Genomic DNA, 16,104 nt, shown 5'->3' on the forward strand with positions numbered 1-16,104 from the left:
AATTATAATTTGATTATTCTTTTTCAGGAATTAGTTGGAGAATAGATAATTCTGCGCCATCGCCTCTACGATTCCCTATTTTCAGTATACGAGTATATCCGCCATCTCTATTTTGATATCTGGGAGCAATTTCATGTACTATTTTGTAGACAAGTTTTCTATCATTAAAATGCTTGTTTATTTCTCTATTTAAAGCCATTTTCTCTTCTGGAGATGTAGCAGCGTTTGCCTTTTTCGCCTTTGTGATTATGTTTTCGACTAAAGGTCTAACTTCTTTAGCTTTTGCAGTTGTTGTAATGATACTTTCAGATTCGAAAACGCTTCTAGCCAAATTGTTCAACATAGCTTTTCTATGAGAGGCGTATCTGTTTAGTTTATTTTTTTTAACTCTATGCCTCATCGAAGTCGTTCCCCCTTTCATCTTCATACAGTTTATCGTAATCAATGTCAAATTTTTCTTTGAGTTCTTTTCTTACTTCTTCCATAGATTTTTTACCGAAGTTTTTTATTTTTAGTAAATCTTCTGGTCTTTTTTTCAAAAGATCTCTTAAAGTATCTATTTTCTCTCTTTTCAAACAATTTTTAGCTCTTTTAGTTAAGTCTAAAGAATCTATAGGAGTATCTAGTAATTCTTTAGGAAAACCAAAGATATCTTCTTCTTCCTCTAGTTCTTCTCGCTCATCGTTTTCTTCAATGATTATTTCAGAGCTTTCTAATTCTTCCATTTTACCCTCTCTATTCCATAGTTGAGCAATAAAGTCAAAATGTTCCATCAATGTTTCGGTGGCTTCTTTTAGAGCTTCGTTTGGAGTGAGGTTTTTCTTAGTCCAAATCTCTAGTATTAGCTTATCATAGTCTGTTCTTCTACCAACTCGTATATTTTCGGTTAAATAGTTAACTTTAAGGACAGGACTAAAAACTCCGTCTATGAATATATATTCTATGTCACTTTGATAACTAAGTTCTTGAGCAGGTACAAAACCCTTTCCTGCTTGAGCATAGAGTTCAAAATCAACTTCCAGATCTTTATTAATATGAGCAATTATTAAATCTGGATTGGCAATTTCTATACTTGTTGGAGTTTTTATATCACCCGCTTTAATAACGTCCTTTGCTTTATATTTTTTCCTTAAGGTTAATAAAATAGGATAATCTATGTTTTTTAATTTTTCTAAGTTGTCTACTTTTAATTGAACTTTTTTTAAATTTAAGGAAATTTCTAGAATATCTTCTTTTATTCCATCTATAGTATCATATTCATGTAATTTTCCTGGAATTCTTAGACCGGTAATAGCCAAAGATGGAATAGATGATAAAAGAACTCTTCTCAAAGCATTTCCTATTGTTACCGCATAACCTTTTTCTAATGGATATAACTCGTATCTTGTATAATTATAATCGTTTTCTTCTCTCTTTTCTGCAATTCTAAATTTTTCTGGTTTAATTAATAACTCCATGTTTTCTCTGATCCAAAAGGGATTCAGAGGACACCTCCTTTCCTGCCTTCTCACGGCGAGGTGATATTATTTCTATTGGTAAAATAATGATTAAAATAATATTTATATTTGAAATAGTGTTATTTTGAATATAACTCTATAATATTGGTTAAATCAACTGGAACATCCATTTCTTCGATTTTAGGTATTCTATCAAAAGTACCTCTAAGATTTTCTAAGTCTACAGTAACCCAGGATGGGATGTTTCTGTACCCTTCTCTGACCAATTCTAAGCCGTCTCTAACTTGTTGTATATTTTTACTTCTTTCTTTTATCTGAATTACATCCCCCACTTTGACTCTGAAAGAAGGAATATCGACTTTCTTTCCATTAACCAAAACGTGACCATGTGTAATCATTTGTCTTGAAGTTCTTCTGTTTGGTGCAAAACCCATTTGAAAAACTACAGAGTCTAATCTTCTTTCTAAAAGCTGCATCAAAACTTCACCAGTTTCTCCACTTCTACTTCTCTCAGCTTCTTCAAAAGTATTTCTAAATTGTTTTTCCATAAGACCATACATTCTTTTTAAAGCTTGTTTTGATCTTAATTGCACACCATACTGGGTCAGTTTCTGTGGTTGTCTGCCATGTTGACCAGGTGGATAATTTCTTTTCCTTAAAGCAGATTTTTCTGTATAACTTCTTTTTCCTTTTAAATAAAGGTTCATATTTTCTCTTCTAGATAATTTTTCAACAGGACCTATGTATCTTGCCATTAATTTCTTCCCTCCTCATTAATTTAAAATCTCTTCTTTTTTGGTCTGCACCCGTTGTGAGGTATGGGTGTTACGTCTTTTATCGTTTCGACGTTTAGTCCTGCAGCTTGTAAAGCTCTTATTGCCGATTCCCTTCCGGAACCTGGTCCTTTTACATAAACGTCAACTCTTTTGACCCCAAGAGAAAGTGCTTCTTTAGCCAATCTGTCTGATGCAAGTTGTGCAGCATAAGGTGTTCCTTTTTTTGTTCCTTTAAATCCAACACTTCCACCACTAGACCAAGTTATAGGTCTTCCCTCTGTGTCGGTTAAAGTCAAAATTGTATTATTAAAGGTTGAGTGAATATGTACAATTGCTTTTTCGGGAGCAGCTTTTTTCTTTTTGCTCTTTTTTTGAACTCCTTTTTTTGCCATTTATTTGTAAACCTCCTTAAAAATTATTAATTCTTTAAAGGTCTTTTATTTTTTGAATTGATAATCTTTTTTCTTACGTTTGTTATTTTTAACCATGATTGGAATGGTATTAAGTCATCAAACTCTATCTCTTAAAAATAGCTACATTGTGGTTTCCCCCTGTTAAAATGTCCAGGAAAAGAATTAATATGAATATAATGATTGAATGGGTTATTTACATTTACCAAAAGCTTACAAATCTTTGTAAGTTCATTATAATTAAATAAATAAAAAGCTACTTTTTCTTTATCTTAGTTAATCGAGGACCTTTTCTTGTTCTTGCATTAGAATGAGTTTTTTGCCCTCTTACTGGTAATCCAGCCTTGTGTCTTCTTCCTCGATAACTTCCAATATCAATCAGTCGCTTGATATTACTGTTTACCTCTTGACGTAATTCTCCTTCAATTTTGTAATTTTCGCTTATATAATGAGTAATTTTTGAGATTTCGTCATCAGTTAAATCTTTTGCTTTTTTGTTTGGATCTATATCGACAGCGTTTAAAATATCAAGTGCGCTTTTTTTACCTATGCCATAAATATAGGTTAGCCCAACAAATAAAGCTTTATTATCTGGTATTTCAACACCCAAGATACGTGCCATTAATTCATCCTCCTTCTTTTAGAAAAGCTCCTTACTTTTTTGACAACAATTTATTTAAAATTTCTTGTTAAATATTAGACAATCGTTTTTATTTGTAATGCTTTGCGTTGAATCTTTAATCAACCTTGCCTTTGTTTATGGTTAGGGTTTTTTGAACAAACAACCCAAACTTTTCCTCCTCTTTTGATTACACGACAATTTTCACATCTTTTTTTTACAGACGCTCTAACTTTCATTTGTCTTCCTCCTTGGAGTTTTTTATTCGTAAGTCTATAATTTAGAAAATAATTTTATGATTTTCTTTTTCAAAAGTTATATAGAAAGTTTTATAAATTGGAAAAACTTTATGGTTTATTTAATTTTTCTCTTCTAACGATTCGACCTTTATTTAAATCATATATAGAAACTTCTACCGTAACTCTATCTCCTGGAAGCAATTTAATAAAATTTTTTCTCATCTTACCAGAAATATGAGCCATTACTTCGTGACCGTTATCCAACTTAACTTTGAAAGTTGCGTTCGGTAGAGATTCTATTATATTCCCTTGCATAACAATAACATCTTTCTTTTTAGCCAATATATTCCCTCCTTAACAAGGGACTAATTTTTTGTATTTTTAATCTTTATAATTGTGTTAAGATTTCTGGGCCATCTTCAGTTATAGCTATTGTATGTTCAAAATGAGCGGCTTTTGACTTATCTTTTGTTATGGCTGTCCATCCGTCAGAAAGAATTTCTACTTCATAATCCCCCATTGCCACCATAGGTTCTATTGCTAACGTCATATTTTTTCTGATTTTCGGGCCTCTACCAGGTTTACCATAATTTGGTATTTGAGGATCTTCGTGTAATTTTCTTCCGACGCCATGGCCTACATACTCCCTTATTACGGAAAAACCTTTACTTTCGATGTAATTCTGTATTGTACAGCTTATGTCTCCAATAGTATTTCCAATAATTGCTTTTTCTATTCCTAGGTCCAATGATTCTCTTGTTGCATCGACAAGCTCTTTTTCTTTTTCACTCACAATTCCGATTATATAAGTTCTTGCAGCATCAGCTATATATCCTTCATTGGTTAATCCGCAATCAATAGATACAATATCTCCATTTTTTAAAATTTTGCTTTTTAATGGTAATCCGTGTACTACTTCTTCGTTTATTGAAAAATTAATTGCATATTTATATCCTTGATAACCCATAAACGTAGGAATTACATTTTCCTTTTCACAGTAATCAAGAACGAACTTTTCAACTGTTTCTCCATCGATTCCTTCTCTTAATATCTCAGGAAGGAAACCATCAAGGAGACGGGCAAGCTTTTTCCCAGCCCGTCTCATTTTTTCTATTTCATCATTCGTTTTAATTATTATCATTTTGGCTAAATCTCCCTAGCATATTAAACAATTCTTTTGTAACTTCTTCAACATCTTTGGACCCATCTATTGTAATAATTGTGTTATTTTTTCTATAAAATTCTATTACAGGATGTGTGGTTTTTTGATATATTTTATATCTTTCCCTTACTATGTCTTCCCTATCATCTTTCCTTTGAATAATTTTTGTTCCGCAATTATCACATATCTCATCATTTTTTGGTTTAAGAGTAATCAAATTGTAGACCCTTCCACAATTTGGGCACACCCTTCTGCTACTTATCCTTTTAACTACTTCTTCTTCGGAAACATCAATTAACACAACTGCATCTATAGGTTTATTGAGTTCTTTTAAGATTTTGTCTAAAGATTTAGCTTGTTCGAGTGTTCTAGGATATCCATCTAAAATGAAAGAATTCAATTCTTTTATTTTCATTTTGACTAATTCGTTCATTATTTCATCTGGAACTAATTCCCCTTTTTCAATTATTACTTGTACTTTTTTACCTAAGTCATTCCCTTTGTTTACAGCTTCTCGGAGAATGTCTCCTGTTGATATATGCTCTATTCCTAATTTCTCAGCTACTTTTTTTGCCTGAGTACCTTTTCCAGCACCAGGAGGACCAAAGAAAATTAATCTCATGAGTTGCTTCATCTCCCTCCACGTAGTCTGCCTTTTCTTAAGAATCCTTCATATTGTCTTACCATCAAGTGCTGTTCTATTTGTTGTACTATATCTAAAGCAACTCCAACAGCGATTAACGTACTAGTTCCACCTATCCAGATCTGTTGCATTCCTGAGGCACCTCTAATAAAGTAAGGAACTAATGCAATTATTACAAGAAAAATTGCTCCTATAAAGTTAACTCTATTAGTGATAGTTGAGATATAGTTAACTGTTGGTTTTCCTGGCCTAATACCTGGAATAAAGCCACCGTAATTTTTAATATTATCAGCAACTTCATTAGGGTCCATAACTACCGAACTGTAAAAAAATGTAAAAAAGAAAATAAGTAATCCATATAATACTAAATATAGTGGAGATCCAACCGCAAAAAGTTTATCGTCTACTGGCGTTGGAGTAAGTCCTGCGATCATACTTGGTAAAGTCATTATAGCTGAAGCGAAAATGATAGGCATTACTCCTCCACTATTTACTTTTATTGGTAGATAGGTACTTGAACCACCATAAACTTTTGTCCCTACAACTCTTTTTGCATATTGTATGTTTATTCTTCGTTCAGCTAGTTGAACTGCAACTACAGATAATATAATGAATACAGCAATTGCAATTAACAGTACCCATTCTAAAGGGGTTAAACCAATAAGTGCTTCAACGGCATAAGTAGGATAACTTGAAACAATTCCAGCGAAGATTAACACTGATACCCCGTTACCAATACCTTTTTCAGTAATTATTTCTCCTAGCCATAGTAAAAACATGGTTCCAGCTGCTATAGATACAGTTGACAAAAAGATAAAAAGTCCAGCGGATATATTTGGAGATTTATAATTTTTTGCAGCTATTGCCATTAATAAACCTTGGCCAAAGGCCAAAATTATTGTCGTTATTCTAGTATATAATTCAACCTTTTTTCTTCCACTTTCACCTTCTTGGAGCATTTCTTTCAATCTCGGAATTACAGCTGCCAATAATTGGAAAATTATCGAAGCAGTGATGTATGGGGTTACTGAAAGAACAAATATCGATAAATTGCTAAGCGCTCCACCTGCAAAGACGTTAAAAAATCCTATGAACCCTCCGATGGCACCTGCAGCAGCTCCACCGAGAGCAGCTTGCCAAGCTTGCACATTTATTCCAGGAATGGGAATATATATACCAACCCTAAATGCTATCAAAGCTAGCAATGTAAATATGATTCTTTGCCTTAATTCTGGTATTTTAAAAGCATCTCTAAAGGCTTTAAACATCTTATTTTATCACCTCTATTTTGCCACCAACAGCTTCGATCTTTTCTTTGGCGCTTTCAGAAAATTGATGAGCTTTGACAACAAGAGGTTTAGTTATTTCTCCTTTTCCTAGTATTTTTATTCCATCTTTTGTTTTTTTGATAATTTTCTTTTCTATAAGAATTTCTGGTGTGACTTCTTCATTTTCGGTAAAATATTTTTCTAAGGTTGCAACATTAACTATACTAAATTCCTTTTTGAACGGGGCATTAGAAAATCCATACTTTGGAGTCCTTCTCAATATATTAGTTTGCCCGCCTTCAAAAACAACGCTTATTTTACCTCTCCCCCTAGCTTTTTCACCTTTGTGACCTTTTCCAGAAGTTTTTCCATGACCGGAACCAACTCCTCTGCCTAATCTTTTCTTTGGTTTATTAGAACCTTCAGAAGGCTTTAAATCTTCTATTTTAAGTGACATTGGTTGACCTCCTTTTTGCACTAAAAATAAAAATATCTTGTTTTTTAGAAATTTTCTTTAGTATACAATTACTCAACTTCTTCATATTCTACCAGATGTTCAACTTTTTTTATCATACCTCTAATTTGTGGATTATCAGGTTTTATGACCACTTTATCTTTTTTTGTTAACCCCAAGGCATCGAGTGTAGCTAATTGTCTTTTGTTTTTTCCAGCCCGCCCTCTTACCAACTTTATTTTTAGATTTGTCATTGTTATTAAACCTCCTTATGTGCACCATAAAACACTTGTTTTGTGGAGATGTCTCTAAGATCAGCAATTTCTTTGGGAGATTTTAGACCTTTTAATCCATTATAAGTAGCCTTAGCAAGATTTATTATATTTGTAGAACCAATTGATTTAGTTAGAATATTGTTTATTCCAGCTAATTCAACTACAGCTCTAACAGCTGATGACGCAATAACTCCTGTACCTGGCCCAGCCGGAAACAGTAAAACAACAGAAGCATCTTGTCTTCCAACTGTATCATATGGTATTGTCTCATTTCTAACAGGAACTTCTATTATATTTTTATGAGCATCTTGCACTGCTTTCCTTATAGCTTGGGGAACTTCTCTGGCGTTTCCTACTCCTAAACCTACTTTTCCGTTTCTATTTCCAACAACAGCGACAGCTCTAAAGGAGATTGTTTTTCCTCCTTTAGTTACCTTGCTAACTCGTCTAATTTCTATTATTCTCTCTTCAAATTCATTAGCCGCATCTGTGGCTTTTATTTTTCGATTTTCTGACATATGCGTGATAAACACCTCCTAAAACTTTATGCCTTCGGCTCTTACAGCATCTGCAAGAGATTTAATTTTTCCATGGTATTTGTATCCACTTCTATCAAAAACTATCGTTGTTATACCTTTTTCTTTAGCTCTTTGCGCAATAAGTTTTCCAACAGCTTCTGCTGCGTTGTTATCCCATGTTTTAAAATTTAGGGATTCTTTTAATTCTTTTTCTGTAGTAGATGCAGAAACCAAGGTTCTACCAACAGTGTCATCTATTATTTGAGCATATATATGCTTATTACTTTTAAAAACAGTTAATCTAGGCCTTTCGCTAGTACCACTTATTTTTTTTCTAACTCGTAAATGTCTTTTTTTTCTAAGATCTTTTTTGTCTACAGGCTTAATCATTTGGTTTGCCTCCTTCTTCCTCTTTCTCTTAATACTGTACATCTAGAGAATTTTTTTAACAAATTAAACTTTCTTACCTTTCTTTCTTACTACAACTTCGTCTGCGTATTTTATCCCTTTTCCGCTATATACGTTAACTTTTCTTAAGCTTTTTATTCTAGCGGCTACTTCTCCTACTAGATATTTGTCTATTCCTTTAACAATTATTCTGGTAGGTTGTGGTACCTCTATGATTATACCATCGGGTATTTCAAAAACTACAGGATTTGAATACCCTATATTCAATATTAGAGTATTATCTTGAACCTGGGCTCTGTATCCTATACCCAAGACTTCTAACTCTTTCTGATAACCTTCTGTAACACCTGTAATCATATTTCTTATGAGGGAAGTATAAGTTCCTCTCAAAGCAGTTAACTTTTTTCTATCGGCAGCTCTTTTAATATATTGTTCTTTTCCCACTACCATTAATTCATTGTCTCTTATCGTTAATTCAAGTTCTTTAGGTAAAAATAAAGAAAGTTCACCTTTTTTACCTTTAACTTTCACTAAATTATCTTCTACAGAAACTTGCACTTCTTCTGGAATGACCGTTGGTTTATCAGCAACTCTTGATTTCGACATTTAGGCACCTCCTCACCATACATAGCAGATTACTTCTCCACCTACGTTATTTTCTCTTGCTTCCTTATCTGTCATTAACCCTTTTGAAGTAGATAAGATAGCAATTCCTAAACCACCTTTGACTTTTGGAATGCTTCGAGAGTTAACGTATACTCTTCTTCCCGCTTTTGAAACTCTTACTATTCCTTCAATAGCTGATTTTTTGTCTCTCCTACTACCTTTATATTTTAAATTAACTTTCAATATTCCTTGTTTTCCATCGTCTATAAATTTATAATCAAGTATGTATCCTTCTCTTTTTAAAATATCGAGAATAGATTTTTTTAAATTAGAGGCAGGTATTTCTACACTTTCTTTATAGACAGAGTTAGCGTTTCTTATTCTCGTTAGCATATCTGCTATTGGATCGCTCCACATTTATATCTTCCTCCTTACCAACTTGCCTTTTTAACACCCGGCAGTTTCCCTTCCAGTGCCATTTCTCTAAAACAAATTCTACATAATTCAAATTCTCTATAAACGGCTCTTGATCTACCGCAAACCTTACATCTAGAATAAGCTCTCGTTTTATATTTAGGTGTTTTTTTTGCCTTTTCAATTAAAGCTTTTCTAGCCATTTTATTTACCTCCTAATTTTTATACTCTTTTCAAAGGAAAACCAAAATATTCTAGTAGTTTTCTGGCTTCCTCATTTGTTTTAGCGGTTGTAACAATAGTGACATCCATTCCTTGAATTCTATTAATATCATCTGGACGGATTTCTGGGAAAATTAGCTGTTCTGGTAACCCAAAAGAATAGTTTCCTCTACCATCAAAAGAGTTAGTTGGCAGACCTCTAAAGTCTCTAAGTTTTGGTAAAACTATATTGATTAATTTGTACAAAAAATTATACATTTTCCAATTTCTTAAAGTTACTTTCACTCCTATGGGCATTCCTTCTCTGAGCTTGAAATTTGCAATACTTTTTTTAGCATATGTTATAACAGCTTTTTGTCCAGTGATTTGAGTTAACTCTTGAGCATGTTTTTCTACTATTGCTTTGTTTCTAGAACCTTCACCTATTCCCATATTGACTACTATTTTTACGAGTTTGGGGACTTCAAGTTCATTTTTGTAATTGAATTCTTTCATCATAGAAGGAACAATAACTTCTCTATATAAATCTTTTAATGGGACATATTGTTCTTTTGTCATAAGCAATCCTCCTTTAGTTCCTTTCAAAATAACTTCTTTTCATAAATTTAAACTTTATCTACAATTTCTCCGCATTTTTTACAGTACCTAACTTTAGTACCATTTTCTAAAAATTTAAAACCAACTCTAGTTTGTTTTTCGCAATTGGGACAAATTAGCATTACCTTAGAAATATAAATAGGTTTAGGTTGCTCAATAATTCCACCTTCCCTAATTTTTTGTGTGGGCCTTTGATGTTTTTTTACCACGTTGACATTGTCGACAACTATTTTATTTTCTTTTGGAATAACTTTTAAAACTTTACTTTTTTTACCTTTATCTTTTCCTGAGATTACAAGTACTGTATCACCTTTTTTTATTTTTTTCATTTTATCACCTCACCAGACTTCTTTTGCTAGAGATGCTATTTTTGGATAGCCTTTTTCTCTTACTTCTCGAGCAACAGGTCCAAATACTCTTGTCCCAAGTGGTTGATTGTTTTTATCTATCAAAACTGCAGCATTATCATCAAACCTTATATATGTTCCATCTTTTCTTCTAACTTCTTTTTTAGTTCTTACAATGACCGCTTTCACTATTTGTCCTTTTTTTATGTTAGTATGAGGAATAGCCTCTCTAACAGAGCAGACAACTACGTCTCCTATGGATCCTTTTGATTTATGATAGCCTCCTAGAACTCTTATTACCCTTAAAACTTTGGCGCCAGAATTGTCAGCAACCTTTAATTTACTTTCTTGCTGAATCATTGGAGTCACCCCCAAGTATTTCTAATATTTCTTCCTCAACTGACTCGGGTGTTTCAAATTCTTCCGATAAAATATTTTTTTGTACAATTCTCTTCAATACAAAAGATTTAGTTTTAGAAATCTTTCTTGATTCTTCTATTTCAACAATGTCTCCAATACCACACTCATTGTTTTCATCGTGAGCGTGATACTTTCTTGTTTTTTTAACATATTTTCCATACTTTGGATGTTTTACTAATTCATTTGATTCTACGGTTATGGTTTTATCCATTTTATTGCTAACAACTTTTCCGACTATTATTTTTTTTGACACTTCAGTTCTACCTCCTTATTCCAAGTTCCCTTTCTTTAAGAACAGTTTTGACTCGTGCAATGTCTTTTTTAACTAGTTTTATACTTGAAACATTTTTTAGTTGTCCAATTTCTAATTGGAATCTCAATTGGAATAATTTTTCTTTTAAATTATCTAATTCTCGATTGAGCTCTTCATCCGTTAACTCTCTTATTTCAGAGATCCTCATTAGAGCTCACCTCCTATTTCATATCGTGGTACTATTTTAGTCTTTATTGGTAATTTGGAGGCAGCGTATTGCAAAGCTCTTTTTGCTGTTTTTTCATCAACTCCACCTATTTCAAACATTACTTTTCCTTTTTTCACGACGGCAACCCAACCTTCAACGTCACCTTTTCCTTTACCTTGTCTTGTCCCTATTCCTTTTGATGTAACGGGTTTGTCAGGAAATATGTTGATCCATATTTTACCACTTCTTTTTAAAGTTCTTACCATTGCTATTCTGCACGCTTCAATTTGTTGTGCAGTTATCCAGGAACTTTCCATTGCTTTTAGGCCCCATTCGCCAAAATGAACTAACGTTCCGCCTTTGGCCATCCCTTTAACTGTTCCTCTCTGCTGTTTACGATATTTAACTCTTTTTGGCATTAACATTGGCTCTACCTCCTTTACTAAACAGGTACTCTATATTGTTAGCTAGTATTTAAATGGGTGTATTACCATGGTATACCCATACCTTAATACCGATAGTTCCATATTTTGTTTGAGCTTCAGTAGTAGCATAATCTATCTCAGATCTTAGGGTTTGAAGAGGAAGCCTTCCTTCCATATACCATTCAGTTCTAGCTATTTCTGCACCACCAAGTCTTCCAGAAACCATTATTTTTATGCCTTTTGCTCCTCTTCTCATAGCATTCGATATAGATCTCTTCATAGCTATTTTGTGAGAAGCCCTTCTTAATAATTGTCCAGCTATTTCTTCTGCAATTAATTGAGCATCAACATACGGATTTTTAACTTCATGAACATATACTTTTACGTTTTTTTCTCCTACAATCTCACCAATTTGATTTCTAATTTTTTTAATTTCAGAACCTTTTCGTCCAATTAAAATTCCTAATCGAGCAGCATAAATATCTATTCTTACCAGCGAATCACTAGGTCTTTCGATCAATATTTGTGAAATTCCGGCTTTTTGATACGAATTTTTAATATAGTCTCTAATCATTCTATCTTCATGCAAATAATCAGCATAATTTTTTTCATTAAACCATACAGACTGCCATGTTTTATTGGTTCCTAACCTAAAACCGTAGGGGTGTACTTTAGATCCCACTCAATTCACCTCACTTAGTTTGCTTTTCTGCATTTTTGTCCCTCACAGTTATATAAATATGACTCATTCTTTTTTGCAAAATATCCGCTCTACCATGCGAACGAGGCCAAAGTCTTTTCATTCTAGGTCCTTCATTTATCATTATTTCAGCTACATATAAATTTTCGGCATCTAAGCCAAAATTATTTTCCGCGTTAGCTACTGCTGACATTAAAGTTTTATAGATTATTCTTGCCGACTTCTTTGGACTAAAAATAAGTATTTGAAGTGCTTCACTTACGTCTTTATTTCTTATAGCGTTAGCTATAGGTCTGGCTTTTGTAGGAGAAATTCTGGCATATTTTGTAACGGCTCTCGCTTCAATTATAGGTTTAGAAGCCTCCATTTCTTTTCTTTTCTTATGGTATACGGATCTTTTGTCTTTTTTCCCATCTTCTTGAACTCTAGTAATTTCCTTATTAGAAGCCATAAACTACCCTCCTCAGTTTTACCAATTTTACCTTTTCAATTTGCCTCTTACGGCCTTCTTTTTGTCAGGATGTCCTCCAAATCTTCTTGTTGGAGAAAATTCTCCTAGTCTATGTCCTATCATTTGCTCGCTAATATAGACAGGTATATGTTTCATTCCATTGTGTACGGCTATTGTATGTCCAACCATTTCCGGTAATATCATTGAAGATCTAGACCATGTTTTAATTACCTTTTTTTCACCTTTTTGATTCATATCTCGAATCTTTTTTAATAAACTGGGGTCAACGTATGGACCTTTTTTTAAAGATCTTCCCACAATTTGCACCTCCTAACTCTAGAAAGTTTTACTTGGTTCTCTTTCTTACGATAAATTTATCGGATTGTTTTTTTCCTCTTCTGGTTTTATATCCTTTAGCTGGAACTCCCCATGGCGATGTTGGAATATGCCCTTTACTTTTTCCTTCTCCACCGCCCATTGGATGGTCAACGGGGTTTTGAGCCATACCTCTAACTGAGGGTCTAACACCTAACCATCTGTTCTTTCCCGCTTTACCATAAACTTGGTTGATATGATCTTCATTTCCAACAGTTCCAATAGTAGCCATACAACTTAATCTTACTTTTCTTAATTCTCCAGATGGCATTTTTAATAAAGCATATTTTCCTTCTTTCGCCATAAGCCTAGCAGAAGTTCCTGCAGATTTTGCAATTTGCCCTCCTCTACCAGGTTCAAATTCAACGTTATGTACCAAAGTACCTAAAGGTATATTTTCTAAAGGCATGGCATTACCTACTTTAATTTCCGCTCCAGGGCCACTCATAACGGTGTCACCAGCCTTTAAACCTTTAGGAGCTAGTATGTACCTTTTTTCTCCATCAGCATATACTAGCAATGCAATTCTGGCACTTCTGTTTGGATCATATTCAATAGAAGCTACCTTAGCAGGTATTCCTATTTTATCTCGTTTAAAATCGATTATCCTGTACTTTCTTTTATGCCCTCCTCCATGGTGCCTAACAGTAATACGGCCGTAGCAATTCCTTCCACCACTTTTATGTAATGGTTCTAGAAGGCTTTTTTCGGGTTCGACTTTTGATAAGTCTTTATTATCAACTGTTACCATAAATCTCCTAGAAGGAGTTACAGGTTTATACGTTTTTAACGCCATTTTTTTTCACCTCTTTAAAAGCTTGCTCTTAGTTCTTTTATTACGTATCCTTCAGCTAATTTAACGATTGCTTTTTTCCATCTTCTTGTGTAACCTTCACTTCTTCCCAATCTTTTTGGTTTTGGTTTAACGTTCATAACATACACCTTTTCGACTTTAACTTTAAAAATAGTTTCTATAGCATTTTTAATTTCAGGTTTGGTAGCATCTCTAGCAACTTCAAAGGTGTATTTACCTTCTTGCATTAAATTATAGGTTTTCTCAGTTAAGATCGGCTTTATCACAATATCATGTGGATTTTTAGTTTTCATTAGCCGATCACCTCCTCAATTTTATTTACAACTTCTCTTGTTAAAACTATTTTTTCGTTGTTTATTAAATCAAAAACGTTTAATCCATCAACATTTTTCTTTTCTTGGCCAGGATTATCTACTATTAAAACTTTTACCCCAGGCAAGTTTTTAGCTGATAATTTAACGTTTTTGTATCCTTCTTCTTGATATGGAAGCACGATTAAAACTTTTTGATTTTCAATTTCAAACTTGTTTAGAATTTGTTTCATATCTTTAGTTTTTGGATTGTCAAATTTTAAATCGTCTACTACGATTAAATTATTTTCTCTAAATCTAACGCTTAAAGCTGACTTCAAGGCTAGTTTTTTCATCTTTTTGTTTAAAGATTTATGGTATTCTTTTGGTTTAGGACCAAACGCAACTCCACCGTGTCTAAATATTGGAGACCTGATGGATCCTGCCCTTGCTCTACCTGTATGTTTTTGAGGCCAAGGTTTTCTTCCGCCACCTCTAACTTCAGCTCTAGTCTTTGTAGAAGCTGTTCCAGCTCTTTTATTTGTGAGTTGCATATCTACATATCTATAAAGAACATCCATATTGGGTTCGATATTAAAAATATCATCTCTTATTTCTATTTTATCGATTTCTTGAAACTCTTTATTGTACAAGCTTATTTGAGCCATTCCTTAATTAACCTCCTTACTGCATTTTTGGGCGCTTGACCTTAACAGCTTCTTTTATAATTACTAGTCCGCCCCTCGCTCCAGGAACTCCGCCTTTAACTGCTATTAGATTGTTTTGAGGATCTATATAGATAATTTCAGAATTTTGTATAGTGACCCTTTCATTACCATATTGACCTGGCATCTTTTTCCCTTTGAAAACTTTAGAAGGAGTAGAACTCATTCCAGTAGAACCTAATCCTCTGTGGAATTTAGATCCATGACTAGTTTCTCCCCCACTAAAATTCCATCTTTTCATTACCCCTGTATAACCTCTACCTTTAGATGTTCCAGTAATATCGACTTTTTCTCCTTCGGAGAAAATAGAAACATCAATTTTCTGCCCGATCTCATAATCATCGATATTATCTACTCTAAATTCTCTTAAGTATCTTAACGGTTTTAGATCAGCTTTTTTGAAATGTCCATTTAGTGGTTTGTTTACCTTTCTTTCTGGAATAGTTTCAAAACCTACTTGAATAGCGTTATATCCATCAGTTTCTATCGTTTTCTTTTGAACCACAAAGCATGGTCCTGCTTGTATAATGGTTACCGGGATGGCCTTATCATCTTTGAATACCCGCGTCATTCCAACTTTTTTGCCTAAAATACCTTTCATTTTTACACCTCCAGAGCCCGATTTATATCTATATTTATACTGAGTATAATTTATTGTATATACTGATTTAGCTCAATAAATAATTATGCTTTAATATCAACTGATACTCCCGCAGGAATATTTACTTTGAGTAATTTAGTAACAGTATCAGAGGAAGCATTGTATATATAAATAACCCTTTTATGTACAATCTTCTCAAATTGCTCCATTGAATATGAATATTTATGGGGTGATCTGATCACTGAATACAAAGTTCTTTTGTTTGGAAGAGGAATAGGACCAGAAACTCTTGCCTCAGTATCTTTGACAGCCTCTATTATCTTTTTAGCTGATTCATCAAGAAGCTTGTGGTCATAACCCTTAAGCTTAATTTTTATATATTTATCAGCCATAAAAAAGTAAAAACCTCCTTTTTCTCTCGTTATTA

At 33.3% G+C, this 16,104-nt stretch carries 31 protein-coding genes; all 31 read right to left on the reverse strand.

The window, feature by feature from the left end:
* Positions 1-13: 13 nt before the first annotated feature.
* Positions 14-400, reverse strand: coding sequence for a 50S ribosomal protein L17 (gene rplQ, locus PKN74_RS03390; protein ID WP_472308612.1), 387 nt, complete (start codon positions 398-400; stop codon positions 14-16).
* Entirely contained in the window at positions 390-1,457 is a 1,068-nt protein-coding gene (locus PKN74_RS03395) for a DNA-directed RNA polymerase subunit alpha (RefSeq protein WP_472308614.1), read from the reverse strand. Before PKN74_RS03395 ends, rplQ begins: the two co-directional genes overlap by 11 nt.
* Positions 1,458-1,576: 119 nt before the next feature.
* Positions 1,577-2,212, reverse strand: coding sequence for a 30S ribosomal protein S4 (rpsD, locus tag PKN74_RS03400; protein ID WP_472308616.1), 636 nt, complete (start codon positions 2,210-2,212; stop codon positions 1,577-1,579).
* Between the two features lie 23 nt (positions 2,213-2,235).
* The gene (gene rpsK, locus PKN74_RS03405) at positions 2,236-2,625 is read right to left on the reverse strand and encodes a 30S ribosomal protein S11 (RefSeq protein ID WP_472308618.1); all 390 of its coding nucleotides are present in this window, start codon (positions 2,623-2,625) and stop codon (positions 2,236-2,238) included.
* Between the two features lie 274 nt (positions 2,626-2,899).
* A complete protein-coding gene (gene rpsM / locus PKN74_RS03410; RefSeq protein ID WP_472308620.1) occupies positions 2,900-3,265 on the reverse strand; it encodes a 30S ribosomal protein S13 in 366 nt (121 codons plus the stop codon).
* 119 nt (positions 3,266-3,384) lie between these two features.
* Positions 3,385-3,501, reverse strand: a complete 117-nt coding sequence (gene rpmJ / locus PKN74_RS03415) for a 50S ribosomal protein L36 (protein ID WP_472308622.1) — start codon at positions 3,499-3,501, stop codon at positions 3,385-3,387.
* Between the two features lie 108 nt (positions 3,502-3,609).
* Complete coding sequence (gene infA, locus PKN74_RS03420) at positions 3,610-3,843, reverse strand: translation initiation factor IF-1 (protein WP_472308624.1); 234 nt, start codon at positions 3,841-3,843, stop codon at positions 3,610-3,612.
* A 46-nt stretch (positions 3,844-3,889) separates the two neighbouring features.
* Positions 3,890-4,642 (reverse strand): type I methionyl aminopeptidase, encoded by a 753-nt coding sequence (gene map / locus PKN74_RS03425; protein WP_472308626.1) that lies wholly within the window; start codon positions 4,640-4,642, stop codon positions 3,890-3,892.
* The gene (locus PKN74_RS03430; protein WP_472308728.1) at positions 4,629-5,285 is read right to left on the reverse strand and encodes an adenylate kinase; all 657 of its coding nucleotides are present in this window, start codon (positions 5,283-5,285) and stop codon (positions 4,629-4,631) included. Before PKN74_RS03430 ends, map begins: the two co-directional genes overlap by 14 nt.
* Positions 5,286-5,293: 8 nt before the next feature.
* On the reverse strand, positions 5,294-6,574 hold the full coding sequence (gene secY, locus PKN74_RS03435; RefSeq protein WP_472308628.1) for a preprotein translocase subunit SecY: 1,281 nt from the start codon (positions 6,572-6,574) through the stop codon (positions 5,294-5,296).
* 1 nt (position 6,575) lies between these two features.
* Positions 6,576-7,031, reverse strand: a complete 456-nt coding sequence (gene rplO, locus PKN74_RS03440; protein WP_472308630.1) for a 50S ribosomal protein L15 — start codon at positions 7,029-7,031, stop codon at positions 6,576-6,578.
* A 68-nt stretch (positions 7,032-7,099) separates the two neighbouring features.
* On the reverse strand, positions 7,100-7,282 hold the full coding sequence (gene rpmD / locus PKN74_RS03445; RefSeq protein WP_472308632.1) for a 50S ribosomal protein L30: 183 nt from the start codon (positions 7,280-7,282) through the stop codon (positions 7,100-7,102).
* Positions 7,283-7,287: 5 nt separating this feature from the next.
* A complete protein-coding gene (gene rpsE / locus PKN74_RS03450) occupies positions 7,288-7,821 on the reverse strand; it encodes a 30S ribosomal protein S5 (RefSeq protein ID WP_472308634.1) in 534 nt (177 codons plus the stop codon).
* An 18-nt stretch (positions 7,822-7,839) separates the two neighbouring features.
* Positions 7,840-8,211 carry a 50S ribosomal protein L18 gene (gene rplR, locus PKN74_RS03455; protein ID WP_472308636.1) on the reverse strand — a complete coding sequence of 124 codons (372 nt, stop codon included), beginning with the start codon at positions 8,209-8,211 and terminating at the stop codon, positions 7,840-7,842.
* Positions 8,212-8,274: 63 nt separating this feature from the next.
* Entirely contained in the window at positions 8,275-8,835 is a 561-nt protein-coding gene (gene rplF / locus PKN74_RS03460; RefSeq protein WP_472308638.1) for a 50S ribosomal protein L6, read from the reverse strand.
* Positions 8,836-8,847: 12 nt separating this feature from the next.
* Positions 8,848-9,252: a 30S ribosomal protein S8 gene (gene rpsH, locus PKN74_RS03465; RefSeq protein ID WP_045087114.1), complete on the reverse strand. Its 405-nt coding sequence runs from the start codon at positions 9,250-9,252 to the stop codon at positions 8,848-8,850.
* A gap of 14 nt (positions 9,253-9,266) precedes the next feature.
* Positions 9,267-9,452: a type Z 30S ribosomal protein S14 gene (locus tag PKN74_RS03470; protein WP_472308640.1), complete on the reverse strand. Its 186-nt coding sequence runs from the start codon at positions 9,450-9,452 to the stop codon at positions 9,267-9,269.
* Between the two features lie 19 nt (positions 9,453-9,471).
* A complete protein-coding gene (gene rplE / locus PKN74_RS03475) occupies positions 9,472-10,029 on the reverse strand; it encodes a 50S ribosomal protein L5 (protein ID WP_472308642.1) in 558 nt (185 codons plus the stop codon).
* Between the two features lie 47 nt (positions 10,030-10,076).
* Positions 10,077-10,397, reverse strand: a complete 321-nt coding sequence (gene rplX, locus PKN74_RS03480) for a 50S ribosomal protein L24 (protein WP_472308644.1) — start codon at positions 10,395-10,397, stop codon at positions 10,077-10,079.
* 9 nt (positions 10,398-10,406) lie between these two features.
* Positions 10,407-10,775: a 50S ribosomal protein L14 gene (rplN, locus tag PKN74_RS03485; protein ID WP_472308646.1), complete on the reverse strand. Its 369-nt coding sequence runs from the start codon at positions 10,773-10,775 to the stop codon at positions 10,407-10,409.
* Entirely contained in the window at positions 10,756-11,088 is a 333-nt protein-coding gene (gene rpsQ / locus PKN74_RS03490) for a 30S ribosomal protein S17 (RefSeq protein WP_472308648.1), read from the reverse strand. Before rpsQ ends, rplN begins: the two co-directional genes overlap by 20 nt.
* A 7-nt stretch (positions 11,089-11,095) precedes the next feature.
* Positions 11,096-11,296 (reverse strand): 50S ribosomal protein L29, encoded by a 201-nt coding sequence (gene rpmC / locus PKN74_RS03495; RefSeq protein ID WP_045087108.1) that lies wholly within the window; start codon positions 11,294-11,296, stop codon positions 11,096-11,098.
* Entirely contained in the window at positions 11,296-11,721 is a 426-nt protein-coding gene (gene rplP, locus PKN74_RS03500; protein WP_472308650.1) for a 50S ribosomal protein L16, read from the reverse strand. Before rplP ends, rpmC begins: the two co-directional genes overlap by 1 nt.
* Positions 11,722-11,770: 49 nt before the next feature.
* Positions 11,771-12,403 carry a 30S ribosomal protein S3 gene (gene rpsC, locus PKN74_RS03505; protein WP_472308652.1) on the reverse strand — a complete coding sequence of 211 codons (633 nt, stop codon included), beginning with the start codon at positions 12,401-12,403 and terminating at the stop codon, positions 11,771-11,773.
* Between the two features lie 10 nt (positions 12,404-12,413).
* Complete coding sequence (gene rplV, locus PKN74_RS03510) at positions 12,414-12,872, reverse strand: 50S ribosomal protein L22 (RefSeq protein ID WP_472308654.1); 459 nt, start codon at positions 12,870-12,872, stop codon at positions 12,414-12,416.
* A gap of 27 nt (positions 12,873-12,899) precedes the next feature.
* Positions 12,900-13,190, reverse strand: a complete 291-nt coding sequence (gene rpsS, locus PKN74_RS03515) for a 30S ribosomal protein S19 (RefSeq protein WP_472308656.1) — start codon at positions 13,188-13,190, stop codon at positions 12,900-12,902.
* A gap of 28 nt (positions 13,191-13,218) precedes the next feature.
* On the reverse strand, positions 13,219-14,043 hold the full coding sequence (gene rplB / locus PKN74_RS03520) for a 50S ribosomal protein L2 (protein WP_472308658.1): 825 nt from the start codon (positions 14,041-14,043) through the stop codon (positions 13,219-13,221).
* Between the two features lie 14 nt (positions 14,044-14,057).
* On the reverse strand, positions 14,058-14,354 hold the full coding sequence (gene rplW / locus PKN74_RS03525) for a 50S ribosomal protein L23 (protein ID WP_472308660.1): 297 nt from the start codon (positions 14,352-14,354) through the stop codon (positions 14,058-14,060).
* On the reverse strand, positions 14,354-15,019 hold the full coding sequence (gene rplD, locus PKN74_RS03530; protein ID WP_472308662.1) for a 50S ribosomal protein L4: 666 nt from the start codon (positions 15,017-15,019) through the stop codon (positions 14,354-14,356). The genes rplW and rplD overlap by 1 nt, the downstream gene beginning before the upstream one ends.
* A gap of 16 nt (positions 15,020-15,035) precedes the next feature.
* On the reverse strand, positions 15,036-15,677 hold the full coding sequence (rplC, locus tag PKN74_RS03535; protein WP_472308664.1) for a 50S ribosomal protein L3: 642 nt from the start codon (positions 15,675-15,677) through the stop codon (positions 15,036-15,038).
* An 83-nt stretch (positions 15,678-15,760) separates the two neighbouring features.
* Positions 15,761-16,069, reverse strand: a complete 309-nt coding sequence (gene rpsJ, locus PKN74_RS03540; RefSeq protein WP_472308666.1) for a 30S ribosomal protein S10 — start codon at positions 16,067-16,069, stop codon at positions 15,761-15,763.
* Positions 16,070-16,104 lie beyond the last annotated feature (35 nt).

Source organism: Defluviitoga sp. (assembly GCF_035349255.1).
In the GTDB taxonomy this organism is placed as follows: domain Bacteria; phylum Thermotogota; class Thermotogae; order Petrotogales; family Petrotogaceae; genus Defluviitoga.

Bases quoted from the DNA above. Each gene is read 5' to 3' on its own strand.
- PKN74_RS03470 (WP_472308640.1), bottom strand. From the start codon at position 9,452: ATGGCTAGAAAAGCTTTAATTGAAAAGGCAAAAAAAACACCTAAATAT.
- rplP (WP_472308650.1), bottom strand. From the start codon at position 11,721: ATGTTAATGCCAAAAAGAGTTAAATATCGTAAACAGCAGAGAGGAACA.
- secY (WP_472308628.1), bottom strand. From the start codon at position 6,574: ATGTTTAAAGCCTTTAGAGATGCTTTTAAAATACCAGAATTAAGGCAA.
- rplC (WP_472308664.1), bottom strand. From the start codon at position 15,677: ATGAAAGGTATTTTAGGCAAAAAAGTTGGAATGACGCGGGTATTCAAA.
- rplE (WP_472308642.1), bottom strand. From the start codon at position 10,029: ATGACAAAAGAACAATATGTCCCATTAAAAGATTTATATAGAGAAGTT.
- rpsH (WP_045087114.1), bottom strand. From the start codon at position 9,252: ATGTGGAGCGATCCAATAGCAGATATGCTAACGAGAATAAGAAACGCT.
- rplB (WP_472308658.1), bottom strand. From the start codon at position 14,043: ATGGCGTTAAAAACGTATAAACCTGTAACTCCTTCTAGGAGATTTATG.
- rpsJ (WP_472308666.1), bottom strand. From the start codon at position 16,069: ATGGCTGATAAATATATAAAAATTAAGCTTAAGGGTTATGACCACAAG.
- rplN (WP_472308646.1), bottom strand. From the start codon at position 10,775: ATGATTCAGCAAGAAAGTAAATTAAAGGTTGCTGACAATTCTGGCGCC.
- rplQ (WP_472308612.1), bottom strand. From the start codon at position 400: ATGAGGCATAGAGTTAAAAAAAATAAACTAAACAGATACGCCTCTCAT.
- map (WP_472308626.1), bottom strand. From the start codon at position 4,642: ATGATAATAATTAAAACGAATGATGAAATAGAAAAAATGAGACGGGCT.
- rplO (WP_472308630.1), bottom strand. From the start codon at position 7,031: ATGTCACTTAAAATAGAAGATTTAAAGCCTTCTGAAGGTTCTAATAAA.
- rpsM (WP_472308620.1), bottom strand. From the start codon at position 3,265: ATGGCACGTATCTTGGGTGTTGAAATACCAGATAATAAAGCTTTATTT.
- rpsD (WP_472308616.1), bottom strand. From the start codon at position 2,212: ATGGCAAGATACATAGGTCCTGTTGAAAAATTATCTAGAAGAGAAAAT.
- rplR (WP_472308636.1), bottom strand. From the start codon at position 8,211: ATGATTAAGCCTGTAGACAAAAAAGATCTTAGAAAAAAAAGACATTTA.
- rplX (WP_472308644.1), bottom strand. From the start codon at position 10,397: ATGAAAAAAATAAAAAAAGGTGATACAGTACTTGTAATCTCAGGAAAA.
- PKN74_RS03395 (WP_472308614.1), bottom strand. From the start codon at position 1,457: ATGGAGTTATTAATTAAACCAGAAAAATTTAGAATTGCAGAAAAGAGA.
- rpsE (WP_472308634.1), bottom strand. From the start codon at position 7,821: ATGTCAGAAAATCGAAAAATAAAAGCCACAGATGCGGCTAATGAATTT.
- rplD (WP_472308662.1), bottom strand. From the start codon at position 15,019: ATGGCTCAAATAAGCTTGTACAATAAAGAGTTTCAAGAAATCGATAAA.
- rpmJ (WP_472308622.1), bottom strand. From the start codon at position 3,501: ATGAAAGTTAGAGCGTCTGTAAAAAAAAGATGTGAAAATTGTCGTGTA.
- rpmC (WP_045087108.1), bottom strand. From the start codon at position 11,296: ATGAGGATCTCTGAAATAAGAGAGTTAACGGATGAAGAGCTCAATCGA.
- rpmD (WP_472308632.1), bottom strand. From the start codon at position 7,282: ATGACAAATCTAAAAATAAAGTTGGTAAGAGGGCGGGCTGGAAAAAAC.
- rplV (WP_472308654.1), bottom strand. From the start codon at position 12,872: ATGGCTTCTAATAAGGAAATTACTAGAGTTCAAGAAGATGGGAAAAAA.
- rplW (WP_472308660.1), bottom strand. From the start codon at position 14,354: ATGAAAACTAAAAATCCACATGATATTGTGATAAAGCCGATCTTAACT.
- rplF (WP_472308638.1), bottom strand. From the start codon at position 8,835: ATGTCGAAATCAAGAGTTGCTGATAAACCAACGGTCATTCCAGAAGAA.
- rpsK (WP_472308618.1), bottom strand. From the start codon at position 2,625: ATGGCAAAAAAAGGAGTTCAAAAAAAGAGCAAAAAGAAAAAAGCTGCT.
- PKN74_RS03430 (WP_472308728.1), bottom strand. From the start codon at position 5,285: ATGAGATTAATTTTCTTTGGTCCTCCTGGTGCTGGAAAAGGTACTCAG.